Genomic DNA, 15495 nt, shown 5'->3' on the forward strand with positions numbered 1-15495 from the left:
TTATCGGGCAATATGTTCATTTGCCACCTTGCCATGTACGGCCTGCCTTTTGCTGTCGAACTCTCCTCCTATTATATTCAGGGAGACCTGGCAGTTTTGTAATTCATAAATAACAGGCAACGAGTTGGTTATCACCTTTATTTTTTTATTTTTTATAAACTGGCAAAGCCTGAAAACAGTACTGCCGCAATCCATAAAAATAATATCTCCGTCCTGTATATGTTCGGCAGCTTTGCGGCAAATATTGTCTTTAGCACTTGAATTTTGTGCCGCCTTATTTACAAAATCCTGCGGTTTTGCCAAAGGATCAACCTTCATGGCGCCACCATGGGTACGGTAGAGCAAGCCGTCGCTGGCAAGTTGGTTTAAATCGCGCCGGGCGGTTATCTCCGATATTGCCAGGGTTGCCGCCAGTTCTTTGATATCAACCTCGCCGGTACTGTTTAGTTGCTCAAGTACTTTTTGTTTTCTTTTTTGAAAGTTCATTTAAATAACGTTCATTTGTTCAAAAATAATCAAAATAGATCAAAAACAATCAAAATAATGGATAAAATCAGAATATTACAAACAGAGATCCTCTCCAAGAATTGGTATACGCTCAATAATGTAACGTTTGAGGCTATTAAACAAGACGGATCGGTACATCTGCTCACCCGCGAGGCTTATGACCGGGGCAATGGCGCAACTATATTGCTCTACAATACAGATCTTAAAACTGTGATACTTACACGCCAATTCAGGATGCCTACCTACATTAATGGCAACCACGATGGAATGCTTATTGAGTGCTGCGCTGGGCTGCTGGATGAAAACAACCCGGAAGACTGCATCAGGAAAGAAACCGAAGAAGAAACCGGTTATAAAATAACCAATATAAAAAAGGTGTTTGAGGCTTACATGTCGCCCGGATCGGTAACAGAAATACTTTATTTTTTTATTGCAGAATATACACCCGACATGAAAGTAAGCGACGGCGGCGGCCTGGAAGAAGAAAATGAAAACATAGAAGTATTGGAATTGCCGTTTACCCAGGCTTTAAACATGATCAACACCGGCGAAATAAAGGACGCCAAAACAATAATGCTATTACAGCACGCGCAACTAAACAACCTGCTATCATGACAACTAAACCCTTAATCATTTTAATTGCAGGCCCCTATCGCTCAGGCACAAATGACGATCCCGAACTGATGGCCAATAATTTAAGAAAAATGGAAGAAGCTGCACTTCCTATTTTCAGGGCAGGGCACATTCCGGTAATAGGCGAATGGCTTGCCTTGCCCCTGTTAAAACAAGCCGGCTCGAGGCATCCCGGCGATGAAGCCTACCAGGAAATCTCGTACCCGGTATCGCGGCGTATACTTGCCAAATGTGATGCCATTTTGAGGATAGCCGGCGAATCAAAAGGAGCCGATGGCGATGTACAAATCGCCCTGGAGCAAGGCATTAAGGTTTATTATAAGCTGGACGATATTATCGCGCTTTAAATTCAACCGCGTGCTTAAACTTTAAAAATCATTGCTACTTTTGGTACAGTATTAATACCATGCTACTATGAAGATCGCCCTTTTCCCAGGTTCGTTTGATCCGGTTACCAAAGCACATGTAGATATCGTGAAACGCTCTGTTGGCCTGTTTGATAAGCTTTATATAGGCATTGGCGCCAATAGCAGTAAACAAGGATTATTGAGCATTGAAACCCGGGAGCAAATGTTACGGGCTGTTTTTAAGCACGACGACCGGATACACATTGTAGCTTATGAAGGCCTCACCGTAAATTTTTGCAAAAGCATCGGTGCTGCATATATGATCAGGGGCATCCGTACAGTATCTGACTTTGAGTATGAGAAAGCCATAGCCCAGATGAACCACGCTTTAATGCCCGATATCGAAAGTATATTTATCGTAAGCAAGCCCGGCTACTCATCTATCAGTTCAACCATCGTACGCGAAATTATGCGTCACCATGGCGATGTGGCCCAGTTTATCCCTTCAGAGGCATTAGCTTATTTGTAGCCAGTTTTTCTTTATGCAATACATCTAATATAGACGGAAAGGTATTGTCGATAATTGGTTCAATGTGTTCTTTTTCAAACCAGCGCACATCTGTAATACCTTCTTCCTTTTGGGGTTTTAGTTTCTCTTTACCCTTACAATCCATTTTAAACCAGTGGGTTTTTTTCAGCACTATTTCTCCCCGGTTTATATATACGTGGTAAGTTTTGCAAATTTTCTCGTTAAGCCTGCTTACTTTAATGCCACACTCCTCTTCCACCTCGCGCACGGCGGCTTCTTTAACTTTCTCGTCTTTTTCTATTTTCCCTTTAGGCAAATCCCACTTATCGTTACGGTAAATAAATAAATAGTTACCCGCGGTATTCTTAACCAGGCCACCCGCAGCCTCAATAACTGTAATGCTTTTTTTAACAGATTTTAAAAATTCTTTAACATTATTACATTTGATGTAGAACAGTTTTTTGGGGTTGGCCAGTATCCACGTGTAAATTATTTTAAGATCAAACACCTCTGCATCAAGTTTTTCGTAATTTTCTACACCATGCGGTTCTGATTCAGTTAGCAGGATAACCTTTTCGTTAATATAAATTCTGTATTTTTGGGCCATGTTTAATAATAATGAGATAGAACAGCAGGTTGCCGAGTTCCTGCTGCAAATTAAAGCAATTAAATTACAACCTAATAATCCTTTTACATGGGCATCTGGATGGAAATCGCCGATTTACTGCGATAATAGGGTAACGCTCTCTCATCCTTCAATCCGTACCTATATCAGGCAGCAGTTAACAGTTATTATCCAGGAAAAATTTGGCAGTGTTGGCTGTATTGCTGGTGTTGCAACAGCAGGCATTCCACAAGGTGCCCTGGTAGCGCAGGAAATGGGCCTGCCATTTATATATGTACGCGCTAAAGCCAAAGAACATGGTACGGGCAGCCTAATTGAGGGCGACGTGCAAACTACCACCGGCAAAAGAGTTGTAGTGATTGAAGACCTGATATCAACCGGCAAAAGCAGCCTTCAAGCCGTTGACGCGCTAAAATCTGCCGGATTTGAAGTGGCCGGACTTGCAGCCATTTTCAGTTACGGTTTTGACATAGCTACAGAAAACTTTAAAAATGCGGGGTGCCCGTTTGTAACGCTGTCAAACTACAACGCGTTGATAAAATATGCCGAAGCAAACCAATACATCAGCGAAAAAGATGTGGCTTTATTAGCTCAATGGCGCGAAAACCCGTCCGCATGGGGACAAATTGCATCAAGCTAATTTAGGGTCGGGGCTCGGGTGCCGGGTTGCGGGATTAAATGGGTACTCGAATTAAACTATTTTCCACTTGTATGATAATGAAGCCGCCGTCTCAAATCTCATATCTAATATCTTACATCTAAAATGACTACATTTACCAGCGCCATCAGCATAAACAAACCGACAACCGAGGTTTACAATTATTTGGCAGATTTTAATAATCACCAAAAACTAATGCCCGATAGCATACAGGAATGGGTTTCTACCACCGATGAGGCAAGTTTTAGCATACCCAATATGGCCAAGCTATCATTAAAGATAGATAGCCGCGTAGCAAACCAGGAAATTGTAATTAAACCGGCGGCAAAGCCACCCTTTGTTTTAGAACTAAAATGGTCGTTATCCCCAAATAACGACCAAACAGATGTTGTTTTTACTATTAATGCAGAGTTAAGCATGATGCTGAAGATGCTTGCTTCCGGGCCCCTGCAAAAATTAGCCGACCATGAAACGCAAAGTTTAAAAGGCATATTAGCCTAAATTTACGCTGGCATTTTAAGGCTATTAGTATACCTTACGTTTTTGTATGTTGTTGAAAGCTATTACTACGTTGATAATAATTAAGCTCACGATTAGTGCTCCCATGACTGTGAAAAAATTAAAAATTAATTAATATTGTATAATATAGTCAAAGGTTGTTCCATTTATTTATAATTGGTAAATTACAGTGTATAACGTATGAATCAGGCGTTTAGTTTCAACCATGCAAATATTTTGTGCAATAGTATCCACGTTTGACAAAACTATTGGGCAAACAAATTCTTCCCCATATCCACAATACTCTACACAAACATAATATCAGCTTAATTTACCATAAACGAAGTTTTTAGCTTATTTTTGCGCCAAATTACAGGTGCAGCATGATCACGGTATCCAATCTATCTTTACGTTACGGTAAACGTACTTTATTTGAAGACGTTAATCTTAAATTCTCTCAGGGCAATTGCTACGGCATTATCGGTGCTAACGGTGCCGGTAAATCAACATTCTTAAAAATCCTTTCAGGAGATATTGACCCAACCAGTGGTTCGGTGAGTTTTACCCCCGGCGAACGGATGGCGGTATTAAGTCAAAACCACTACGCTTTTGACGAATTTACAGTACTTGAAACCGTAATGATGGGCCACAAGGAGATGTATGCTGTAATGAAAGAAAAAGACGCCATTTACCTGAAAGAAGATTTTACCGATGCCGATGGCGAACGCGCCGGGGAGCTGGAAAATCTTTTTGCCGAAATGGATGGCTGGAATGCCGAAAGTAACGCAGCTACCCTGTTAAGCAACCTTGGCATAAAGGAGGAGTTCCATTACAACCTGGTAAAAGATCTGGACAATACCCAAAAAGTACGTGTATTATTGGCCCAGGCGCTTTTTGGCAAACCCGATATTTTATTATTGGACGAGCCTACCAACGACCTGGACATTCATACCGTGAGCTGGCTGGAGGATTTTTTAGCTTCATATGAGGCCATCGTTTTGGTGGTATCGCACGACAGGCACTTCCTGGATACCGTGTGTACGCACGTGGTAGATATCGACTTTGCCAAAATGACCATTTATACCGGTAACTATACCTTCTGGTACGAATCGAGCCAGCTTGCGCTGAAACAACGCTCTGATCAGAATAAAAAGACAGAAGAGCGCGTTAAGGAATTACAGGAGTTTATCCGCAGGTTTAGCGCCAACGCCTCAAAATCAAAACAAGCTACCAGCCGTAAGAAGGCTTTGGATAAGATTAATATTGATGAAATTCAGCCATCAAACCGTAAATATCCGGGCATCATATTTAATAACCTTGGCCGCGAGGCCGGTGACCAGATATTACAGGTTGAGAACCTGAAAAAATCGCTTAACGGCGAATTGTTGTTCAACAATATTAGCTTCACCGTTAATAAAGGCGATAAAATTGCCATATCATCACAAAATAGCCTTGCTACAACAGCCCTTTATAACGTATTAACCGGCCGGGACGCCGATTTTAAGGGTACATTCAAATGGGGTGTTACTATAAACCCGGCAGATATCCCTATTGATAACGCCGAATACTTTAAAGGCAAAGATGATAACCTGATTGACTGGCTGCGCGAATATTCGCCGGGCGAAAAGGACGACCAGTTTATCCGCGGCTTTTTGGGCCGGATGCTATTCTCGGGCGAGGAAGTATTAAAGAAAAGTAACGTACTTTCAGGAGGCGAGAAAATGCGCTGCATGTTTAGCCGCATGATGCTGCAACAAGCCAACTTGCTGATGTTTGACGAACCAACCAACCACCTCGACCTGGAATCCATCACCGCGCTTAATAATGGCATGAAGGACTTCAGGGGCACCATCCTGTTCACCTCACGTGACCATGAACTGGTAGAAACCGTAGCCAACCGCATTATTGAATTAACACCTGGCGGCTATATTGATAAGCTGATGACCTACGATGAATATATCAATAGCCCTGTAGTTCAAAAACAACGCGAAGATTTGTACGCGGCAGTTTAAAAGTCAGAAAGTCCGCAAGACGGAAAGTCAGGAAGTTAGAAAATGACAAAATACTTTCAGACTTTCCGACTTCTATCCTTTCCGACTCAAATAAAAATTAGCATATTTGCAACCCGGCAAAAAACCGGAACGACTTGGTAGCTCAGCCGGTAGAGCAACTGACTCTTAATCAGTGGGTCGAGAGTTCGATCCTCTCCCAGGTCACTGAAGGAAACATTCTATTATGGATGTTTCCTTTTTTTATACCCATAAGAAAATGATAGCCAGACCGTTAGGCAGGCACAAAAAAGAGTTCGAAATTTTCCGGTAAGACTTTATAGTAATTTTGAATCGGGTCTATTTTTATTCAAATTATTGGGCAATAGCATTTTTTCAGATTTCGATTTCCTGTTCAGGTTATTTAAGTCGGGAGCTACTTTTTGCAACTGAGTAGATTTCGCAATAACGTAGAGAAAATTCAAGATAACAGTAGCCTCGTCATTATCAATGTTAATGCTATTTTGTGCCAATATACAAATAGCTTTTTTGATAGACACCTTCCTTTCTTTAAAGCTAAATGAACTTTGAGATTGATCGTCATTTAAATCAAGTTGATATTTTGCGTTGTTTTTGACCAATAAAATTGTTGCTAACATCTTGTTCAGGCAAAGTGAAAAATCCTCATTAAAATTAATATTTGTGGGAGGTATCAAATTGACGATGTATTTTTCATCATTTATATCTAAATTTCTAAACTTTAAAAAAAGATCATTGCATGGTTTCATATTAAACTGTTTATCAATACAGTTTAACTTAATTGTAACTTTTTGAAGATCACTTTTCAAATCACTCGATAAGACCTTGTACTCTTTTTTTAGGTTAATGAAGTCATTGAATTGAATCTTATCATCGATAAATAACCTTCTTGCTTTTGAAACAAAAAATTCTTGTTCTTCAATTTGCTTGAGCAACGATTTCCGTTCACATAGATAATGCTCACGCTGGGTGTTCACGTTGATATCCTCTAAAATAATTTCAAGTAATTTTATACCACCTGGTGTGAGTTCTATTTGATTTAACATTATCTTCATAATCATCATTAACGCGGTCCGCTCTAAATCTTGTTTTACAACCAGCAGCGCAATGGCAATATGGGTATCTTTTTGTTTTTCCCGTAGAAAAGCTACCGCTAAGCTTTCGATTACATACCGGGCAAATCAAATATTTCCTCAGCATGAACATCTCATTGATTTCGTGTGCGTTACCAACAATTTTTCTTTTTGTGTTGATGATATTCTGAACCTCGTAAAATAACACCTCTGGAATTATTGCTTCATGAATACCTTTTATTAATTGTACTTTGTCTGATTCAGTTGGCCTCAACGACACGTACCCACAATAAATGGGGTTACGAAGAAGTTTCCAAAACCGGGACCTGGAACACTTCAATCCTTTAGCATTAGACATTTTCCTTACCTGATCAACCCGATAAGCATTTTTTGCCAATTGTTGAAACGACCATTGAATCAGCTCAGCCTCCGGGTAATGGGGAGCTATAAATTTTTTACCATCCGGTGCAGTTAGATTAAGGTAACCTATTGGAGCTTTATTAGGATAACGTCCCATCTGCTTGGCTCTTCGGATACCATTCAAAGTATTTAATGCCCTCCTACTGTTTTCTGCTTCAGGTATGGATAAATAAACAGCAAGCATTACTGCGCTTTCCGGCACCATAAAATCAATAGGCTGATCTATTGCCATAGCAACGGCATTGTATTTACGAAGTATGCCGATCATTTCATACGCATACTCAATATTGCGACTAAACCGATCCCATTTTATAAATAGGATACTGTTTTCTTGGTTAGATTTTTTCTTTTTGATTTCAGTAATTAATTTCTTCCATTTCGGGCGATTGAAATTCTTTGCTGAAAAATCCTCCCGATAAATTCCTTTGACCAAAATATCGTTGCATTCACAATATTTTAATAATCGGTCTTCTTGTTCAGGTAAGGAATAACCTTTTCTTTTTTGTTCGTCTGTACTAACACGGACATATAAATAAGCTTGTTTCATATGGGCAGTGCATAAATCTTATTATAAGTTCGGAATTTTTGCCAAAAAACGGAAGCAGAACTCTACCATGTTGTATCAACAGTTTTTGCTTAACCTCGACAAAATACCTTGCGAAGAGGCCCAGAAGGGAGGATTTCAGAATGCTTATTGGAATTTTTGGAAGTTGCGCAGTCAATCTTGGAATATAAAAACAAGGTTTCAAGCACCTGAAGTTTTCAAATGTAGATTATCGTTTTTTTTCTGGTTCGAGCATAGTTTAGGACGACAAAAAATTTATTTGATGGTCTCCGCTATAACTTTGTGGTGATTAAGCGGCAATTTCATTTAACCTTGGCTCAGCATGGATTTGAATACTGCAAAGTATCCAAACGTGGGGGCTGATGGCCGGTGACCTCCAAAGATTGGATCCTGATGCAAAGGCTTATAGCTTCAGGTACGCAAAGAGTACAATAATGGCTGCACACATCCAGCATCAGGTCCAAACTTGGTATTTACCGCTATTTGCAGCGGCTTGTCTTTACTGCTCAAAAAAGACACTTAATTTAACTGATCTCATTTAACGATATGAGGAAACGATAAAGAACGATGAGCGGATTATTTTTAATGCTTATTGAATCTTGCTGCTTTCTGGCAGCAGGATAAGCTTGATAAAATTCTCACCATTTAAATACTTAACGGCAAGGTTTTTAACATCCGTTGACTTTACGGCGTTTATTAATCCTGTGGAAATGCAGGGATCCTCCAGGTGCTCTTCATTTTGTATCTGGCCAGATATATAGCCAAGCCACCATTCATTGGTTTTCACTTCAGTTTCCTGCGATCGCAGGACTTCGGCACGCCATTTATTGATGTTCACATGTTCCGGGCCGGATTTTATCAGTTTCGTCACCTCATCAAGTGTAGAGGCGATTAACTTGTCCACATTTGACGGTGCGCAGCCGAAATTCACAATTAAGGAGAAGCGTTCCTGTGGTAATTTGGTAACATTTACAGATGCGCTCGGTGTATATACGCCACTTTCTTCTTCCCGTAACCGTTCCAGCAAACGTATGGTAAGCACTTCCTTCAGCGCGTCCATGGTATACCGGTTCGAATGGCTGTATTTGAATTTGCCGGACCAGACCAATAACACGGTTGCTTTATCTTCCGTACCTTTAAAAACCTTTTTTTCGTAGTTTCCTTCCGGAATGTTGATGTCTAAATCTTTAGCAGGCATTGCGGAATCTAATGCTGGTAAGCCGCCAATATATTTTAACAGCAAAGGTTGTATTGCCTTTACATCAAAATTGCCGACAAAAGTAAATGTGCTGCCGGCGGCATTTCCAAAGCGCTCCTTATATATGTCGAAAGTCCTATCCAGGCTTATCTGATCTATTTTTGAGATACTTGGACCGCTTCTTCGGATATTGTGATTACCTAATACTGTATAAACCGTATCCTGAAAAACATTCATCGGTGAATTAGCCCGGTTTTCGAGGATTGCTTTCGACTTGGTAATCAATCCGGCAAATAGGTCTTTATCCTTTCTTGGTTGTGTATAATACGCATACAAAAGCTCCAGTGCATTTTCTAATTCAGCGGGAATTGCGGAACCGCTAACGCCCGTAGTGCGTTCTGACATTTGCATGTGTACCCCAATTTGTTTGCCCGACAAATAGTTATTCAATTGGATGGGATTATAATTACCTGCGCCAAAAGATGAAATTATGCCGGCCGCGTTAGATGCTGATTCATAATCGTTGTCGCTATACAAGGAGGATCCCCCGGGAGTAGAACCACTGAACAGAATCTGATTGTCTTTGAAATCGGTTGGTTTAAGAATGACTTTGACATGATTAGCAAATTGAATAGTGGTAACGTTTAATAAACTATCAGTAGACACGCTGACGATACGGCCGCTCTTTGGTTTACTTGTAAGTAAAGGTTGTTCATTCACAATATTTTTGTACTGCAATTGCTTTTCCTGTTCAACCTGGCGCATCCAGGTCAGCACCGTTTTTTCATCAGGCAGAATGGCTTTGTCCTTATCCGGAGCCATTATTAATATATCCCTGTCATTTGTTTTAATTTGCGCCCGGGCCAGATTATTCAGGTCGCTTAAATTTATTCCCGGTAAAGATTTTTTGAGCAGCGTATATTCAAATTGTATACCCGGGGAGGCGGTTCCTTTTAAGAAATATTGAAGGTATTCATTAACGTAACTGTCTGAATTTACTTTTTTACTTTCCTTCACACTGGCTTCCATTTTGCTCAGGTAATTTTGCTTAGCGCGGTCCAGTTCTTTTTGCGTAAAACCTAATTTTTTTATCCGGTCGGTTTCCCTCCAAATAGCTTTAAGGCCTTTTTCCAATTGCCCTGGGTTTGCATTTACAAAAACTGAAAACTGGTCAAGCCCTCCTAAAAGTTCACCTATCCCCATGCCACCGCTTATAAATGGTGGGTTAGCCTGGCGCTGCAAATCAGTAATACGCTCACTCATCATAAAGTTAAAGAGTTCCCTGATTACGGATTGGCGAAAGTCACCCGCCGTTTTCAGCGCAAGGCCCGGATGTTTAATGATGATCTGCAACACTGTCGATGTCATTTCTTTATCAGTTACCGTTAAAAACTGATTTTTACCGGTAAGTGGAATGCTATATCGGACTCTTGTTCTTTCGATTTTCGGGTTTTTCAGGTCGTTGAACTTTTTCAGGATGCTCTTTTCCATCTCGTTCACGTCAATATCGCCAACTACAATCAGCGCCTGTAGATCGGGCCGATACCAGTCCCTGTAAAACGACCTGATGGTTTCGGGCTTAAACCCTGTAAGTACCGAGTCTGTCCCGATCGGCATGCGGGTTGCGTACCGGGAATGATTAAGCATAACCGGCCAATATTGACGCTGCATCCTGTCCTGGGCTCCTTTACCCAAACGTTTCTCTTCCAAAACCACTCCTCGTTCTTTATTGATCTCGTCCGGATCAAGCGTGGCCTCCTGTGCCCAATCCCGCATAATTTGTATACCTTGAGACAGAATCTCGGGGTCATCAGATGGCAAGGGCAGCTGGTACACTGTTTCATCAAATGAGGTATAAGCATTCAGATCGGCGCCAAAACGTACACCTGTTTTTTGCAGATAGTTAACCAAATCACTTTTTGGAAAATGCTTAGTGCCATTAAAATTCATATGTTCGAGAAAATGCGCCAGACCTTGCTGTTCATTGCGCTCAAGAACAGACCCGGCTTTGTTGGCCAGGTAGAATACTACCCTGTTCTTTGGTTCTTCATTATGACGGATGTAATAAGTGAAGCCATTGGGCAGTTTACCCATACGAACTACAGGATCTAAAGGAAGTTCGGCAGCCATATTTGTTTTTCGGAACTTTAGTACTGCTTGAGCCATCGTACTTTGGCTTACGATACAAGCTAACAAAACCATAGCGACCACTCCGGTCAAAAATATTTTTTTCATTAAAGTTTTTTTTTCGTTTGATTTAACATTTATCGATTTGCAGGCTAATGATTACCTTTTTTATTGATGATTCCCCACTGTATCCGCTATCAGACATGTGCCTCACTGACTAATCCTATTACTGGCAGTAATACAGCCATTAAGCAAAATTTCTTTTATTTATAATAAACGCTGTTTGAAACCGCTGGTAAAAGCTCGCTATAAATTCACTGATAAGTATCGCGTGGCAGGGGTATTCTTCCCGCCAAAGGCAATGACTCTGCGATCAGTTCATTCACGTAAATCGACTCAAGCATTTTTCACAGTCACTTTATCTCCAGTTAAAACTAATTTCACGGAAAAGATCATCTGAGAATCTTGATATTCTTGAATGGTCCTCTTGATTGTATTTAAATTTCGTTTGACTTTGCCCCGGAATAGGATACGCCCATTTTGTAGAACAGTAATCTTTTGATCAAGATCCATCATTTTATCATTAAGATTAATATTCAATACTTTAAAGGTGCTCTTAGTTACGTTTATCTGGTTTCCTTTTATGCTTAGTTCGGCCGCTGCACCTTCGCTAAGTGTTTCGACAGGTGCGGATAACCAATAAAAGCGATGCTGAAGCCGGTTGTCTTGTACCCATGATACTTTTTGGGGAAGCGGGTTTCTTGTAAAAGAGGCCATCCATGGTATCGCTATAGTATCTCTGTGATCCATCCAATGCGCCTTATCGGCATACAAATGAAAATCGTGCCTATAGCCTAGTGGATCAGCTTTATGCAAGCTATCGAGCTTTTGTTCAAAGCCTACTGCTAGGGTGTTCCGATGATAAGCCGTATCAAGTCCGCCCATATAAATGGCAAATGGCAGGTTTCGAAGATTAAGTGCATTGGCGTCTCCGGGGTGGCCGGCCATCATAGACGCGGCAGCAAAACGGTCAGCCATACGCGAAGCGAGTTGAAATACTCCGTCACCACCTGCAGAGTATCCCAGGATGTAGACTTTATTTGTATTGACATCTTCCAAGATGACAGCGTATCGGATTAATGAATCCAGCAAATTGTCGATATGGTCTTCGTGCCATAAATTCCAGGTGTTAGTAGGTGCTCTTGGCACAATACAAAATCCTTCTTTTATCGGATAAAGCGTCCGCTGGTTTTCCCACTGTTGATCGTTGATCTTCGGAGGAGCATTTCCGCCCCCATGAAGCGAGATATAAAGGCTACGCCCGTCGGCAGGCTTCTCGCCGAATGCCCGATAGGCAATAGCCATGTTATATTGCCCTAAATGGATAACTCCTTCAGACCACACCTTCTCCGCTGCCGGACGCAACTTGTTTTTTTCTATCGTCCATTCTTTTCTTGCAAGCTTTTCTGCTTCCACACGGCTTAACCCTTTTTGAGCAAAGGAAGGGGTAGCTAAAATGAACAGGATACAAACCAGCGGAACCAGTTTTACCCAATGAGAAAAGAAAAGACTTTTTCCTGGAGGAAAAGTTTCAGTTATATAGTTTTTCATGTTATTTTTCAGTTAATAAGGCCAGTATTCCTTCATTTTCAATAATGAGCATACCCTGACGGTCAGTGGTTATGCCCGTTTCCAGCTTATAAGTATATTTTGGTACGCTACCGTGCATAACCGTTGGTAAAAAAGTGAACTGTACATTTTCGGAGGTTTTCTGCAAGGCTTCGCCTACCTCAATAATATGTGTAGAGATGATAAAAAAGGACTGGTGATATTGCGCAAAAGCCGCTGTAACGGCCAGCGTAGCGTCATACGCATCCTTTACATTGGTGCCTTTAAACAATTCGTCAAATAAGACGATGAAGCTATTTCCGGTAGCTACTTCCTCTGCTGCCTTTTTTACGCGCAATACTTCTGCATAAAAATGACTATACCCCATATTCAGGTTGTCGGAGACATTGATGGAAGAATAAATACCATCGCGAACTGAAAACTGCATGTGTTTCGCAGCAACGGGAAAACCCATATGGGCCAGGTAAACTGCAATGCCGAACGCTTTCATGAATGTAGATTTACCAGCCATATTGGCTCCGGTCAGAAATAGCATGTTACTGCCTTCGTCAAAGTTTATAGGATTGGCAACCCCATTAATTAACGCCGGATGCCATACTTCGCTGATTTTGACCAGATGCTTTGCTTTAGGCACCGCTTCCGCGTAGGTAAATCCACGATCTCTGCCAACTGCGCTTACGGCGATGTAAACATCCAACTTGTAAATATTTTCCAGCAGGGTTTCCATATCTGCCTGCAGCGTTTTTTTGATCAGATAATCATAAGCCGCCAGCTGCACGATGGAAAACTTTGCCGAATTTATTTGTTCCAATAAATTCCTGAGGCGGGGATGGGCAAGGATATCTAAGAGTATGCTTTTTTCATGGTCAAAGGGTGTCGTTTCACTATCATTTAACAAGTCCAGAAACCTGCGCAAATCATTCAACATTTTAATCGTTACCGAAAGGCCGTTTTGTAATTTCTCATAGCGTTCATCCTTTAGGAGATAGTTTTGAACCCTCGTGGAAACAACATGCAATAAGGCGCCCGGATAATTGCTGCTTGTGCCTATGCGGAAATAATTTTCTACTTCCTGGAAATCCTGCTTGCTAAACGGGAATAACAATTTTTTCTGTCCGAAGTAGTTAAATAAACCGCATCGTTTATTGATCGCTTGCGGATCAGTAAGTGGTTGTTGAAACATTTGCTGCAGCAGCCGCTCTCCGCCACTGGTTTGCACTTTATTGAATAGATTAAAAACAGAACCTGGTGTATATTTACCCAATAGGTTCAGATCTTCTTGAGTTTGTTTGTCGACTTTAAAGTTCATAATCCGCGATTAGACATCCGCTCCAGTCCGGATTTTAAGATTTCCAGGATACCTTCATTGTTAACAATCACCATACCATGGCGATCTGCGGTTAGCCCCTGTTTTAAAGAGTAGGTATATACCGGCTTGTTCCCATCCATAAGTGTCGGTAAATACACAAAGTTGATATTGCCGCATTTCTTTTGAAGCACTTCTCCTGCCTCGATGATATGTGTGGAAATCACAAATTGACTATTCCGCTTAGCTGCAAAGGCCTCTGTAAAAGCAATAGTTGCTTCGCAGGCATCCTTAACATTCGTGCCCCTGAACATTTCATCGAACAGTACAAACAAGTTCTTCCCCTGCTTAAGCTCTAATGCTATTTTTTTAATTCTTAAGACTTCAACATAAAAGTGACTGGCACCCATACCCAGGTTATCCGGCAAATTGATGGTCGTAAACATTCCATCCAGAACAGAAAATTGCATCTGTTTTGCTGCAACCGGGAAACCCATATGCGCCATATAAAGCGCAATACTCAGCGACTTCATAAAGGTTGATTTGCCCGCCATATTTGCACCGGTCAGAAAAATAACGTTACTGTCCGCCGTAATACTTATGGAGTTGGGCACCGCCTTTTCCAGCTGAGGATGGTAAACGCCTTCAAGCCTTACTTCATTCCGATCTTCGGGCATAGCTTTGGGGAAAATAAAGCCCCGATCTGCAGCGACTTTTGCAACAGTGATATATACGTCCAATTTATAGATATAGGTCAATAATTCGATGACTACGTCACGGAAGCGAAACCTGAAAAACTCATCAAATTCTGCGAATTCCGCAGCGGAAAGTTTTTTTCCTGACTTTGTTGCTAACCCATGTGAAAATGCAGAATTATTCAGGAGACTCAAGATCTCGGTCCCCTCCGAGCTGTAAGAATTCAACGCGTGCGGTTCTAAGCCGGTCAGAAACTGAGTCAGATCCTTCATGAGCACTAATAAGACCGTAACCCCATTATGCATGGAAGAGGTATCGCCGTCCGGCATAACCATGTTGCTTAGCTTTCTGACAACCGAATCGTCCTGTGCTGAAAGCTTGGTCCGATGATCAACATTCCGCAAGTAGGATTCCACCGTATCAAACTGATGAGCAGGAAAAGGGAACTGTAATCCAGCTTTAGCGAAATATTGAATAGTTTCACTTCTTTCAGTAATTTGGGCATAATTGGAAAGCGGGGAGCGGAACATCTCTTCCAGTATGGCCGCTCCGCCACGCGTAGTGGTTCTATTGAAAATCTGATAAATGGAATCGGCCCCCTGTTTGCCGAAAATATTCAGGTCGTTAATGGTCTGCTGATCGATAAGGAATGACATC

At 41.3% G+C, this 15495-nt stretch carries 14 protein-coding genes and 1 tRNA gene; 7 read left to right on the forward strand and 8 right to left on the reverse strand.

All coding sequences use genetic code 11. The annotated features are described in order from the left end of the window. Positions 1-486 (reverse strand): DeoR/GlpR family DNA-binding transcription regulator, encoded by a 486-nt coding sequence (locus tag AC1RM2_RS00005; protein WP_492982137.1) that lies wholly within the window; start codon positions 484-486, stop codon positions 1-3. Positions 487-543: 57 nt separating this feature from the next. On the opposite strand from AC1RM2_RS00005, the gene nudK reads away from it, so the two are divergent. From nudK to coaD, 3 genes are all read left to right on the forward strand, one after another. Beyond that, a complete protein-coding gene (gene nudK / locus AC1RM2_RS00010) occupies positions 544-1122 on the forward strand; it encodes a GDP-mannose pyrophosphatase NudK (protein WP_492982139.1) in 579 nt (192 codons plus the stop codon). Continuing rightward, the gene (locus AC1RM2_RS00015; RefSeq protein WP_492982141.1) at positions 1119-1487 is read left to right on the forward strand and encodes a DUF4406 domain-containing protein; all 369 of its coding nucleotides are present in this window, start codon (positions 1119-1121) and stop codon (positions 1485-1487) included. The genes nudK and AC1RM2_RS00015 overlap by 4 nt, the downstream gene beginning before the upstream one ends. A 67-nt stretch (positions 1488-1554) precedes the next feature. After that, positions 1555-2016 carry a pantetheine-phosphate adenylyltransferase gene (gene coaD / locus AC1RM2_RS00020; protein WP_492982143.1) on the forward strand — a complete coding sequence of 154 codons (462 nt, stop codon included), beginning with the start codon at positions 1555-1557 and terminating at the stop codon, positions 2014-2016. Here the strand turns inward: coaD and AC1RM2_RS00025 are convergent. Further along, positions 1985-2623, reverse strand: coding sequence for an NUDIX hydrolase (locus AC1RM2_RS00025; protein WP_477384617.1), 639 nt, complete (start codon positions 2621-2623; stop codon positions 1985-1987). The two genes, coaD and AC1RM2_RS00025, sit on opposite strands and share 32 nt — an antisense overlap. Here AC1RM2_RS00025 and pyrE point away from each other — a divergent pair. The 4 genes from pyrE to AC1RM2_RS00045 all read left to right on the forward strand — a co-directional run bounded on the left by pyrE (position 2622) and on the right by AC1RM2_RS00045 (position 6013). Beyond that, positions 2622-3281 carry an orotate phosphoribosyltransferase gene (gene pyrE, locus AC1RM2_RS00030; RefSeq protein WP_090646850.1) on the forward strand — a complete coding sequence of 220 codons (660 nt, stop codon included), beginning with the start codon at positions 2622-2624 and terminating at the stop codon, positions 3279-3281. The two genes, AC1RM2_RS00025 and pyrE, sit on opposite strands and share 2 nt — an antisense overlap. 123 nt (positions 3282-3404) lie before the next feature. Next, positions 3405-3800: an SRPBCC family protein gene (locus tag AC1RM2_RS00035; protein ID WP_492982145.1), complete on the forward strand. Its 396-nt coding sequence runs from the start codon at positions 3405-3407 to the stop codon at positions 3798-3800. A 380-nt stretch (positions 3801-4180) separates the two neighbouring features. Next, a complete protein-coding gene (locus tag AC1RM2_RS00040; protein ID WP_492982147.1) occupies positions 4181-5809 on the forward strand; it encodes an ABC-F family ATP-binding cassette domain-containing protein in 1629 nt (542 codons plus the stop codon). Positions 5810-5940: 131 nt separating this feature from the next. Further along, positions 5941-6013, forward strand: a tRNA-Lys gene (locus AC1RM2_RS00045). A gap of 110 nt (positions 6014-6123) precedes the next feature. Here AC1RM2_RS00045 and AC1RM2_RS00050 read toward each other — a convergent pair. The 6 genes from AC1RM2_RS00050 to AC1RM2_RS00075 form a co-directional block, all read right to left on the reverse strand. Beyond that, positions 6124-6879, reverse strand: a complete 756-nt coding sequence (locus AC1RM2_RS00050; RefSeq protein ID WP_492982149.1) for a hypothetical protein — start codon at positions 6877-6879, stop codon at positions 6124-6126. Then, positions 6824-7864, reverse strand: coding sequence for a recombinase family protein (locus AC1RM2_RS00055; protein ID WP_492982150.1), 1041 nt, complete (start codon positions 7862-7864; stop codon positions 6824-6826). Before AC1RM2_RS00055 ends, AC1RM2_RS00050 begins: the two co-directional genes overlap by 56 nt. 607 nt (positions 7865-8471) lie before the next feature. Continuing rightward, entirely contained in the window at positions 8472-11246 is a 2775-nt protein-coding gene (locus tag AC1RM2_RS00060; protein ID WP_492982152.1) for a M16 family metallopeptidase, read from the reverse strand. 357 nt (positions 11247-11603) lie between these two features. Further along, complete coding sequence (locus AC1RM2_RS00065) at positions 11604-12818, reverse strand: hypothetical protein (RefSeq protein ID WP_492982154.1); 1215 nt, start codon at positions 12816-12818, stop codon at positions 11604-11606. 1 nt (position 12819) lies between these two features. Then, positions 12820-14145 carry a MutS-related protein gene (locus AC1RM2_RS00070; RefSeq protein ID WP_492982156.1) on the reverse strand — a complete coding sequence of 442 codons (1326 nt, stop codon included), beginning with the start codon at positions 14143-14145 and terminating at the stop codon, positions 12820-12822. Beyond that, a complete protein-coding gene (locus tag AC1RM2_RS00075) occupies positions 14142-15494 on the reverse strand; it encodes a MutS-related protein (protein ID WP_492982158.1) in 1353 nt (450 codons plus the stop codon). The genes AC1RM2_RS00070 and AC1RM2_RS00075 overlap by 4 nt, the downstream gene beginning before the upstream one ends. Position 15495 lies beyond the last annotated feature (1 nt).

The organism is Mucilaginibacter sp. GW822-FHT03E02 (assembly GCF_058801545.1).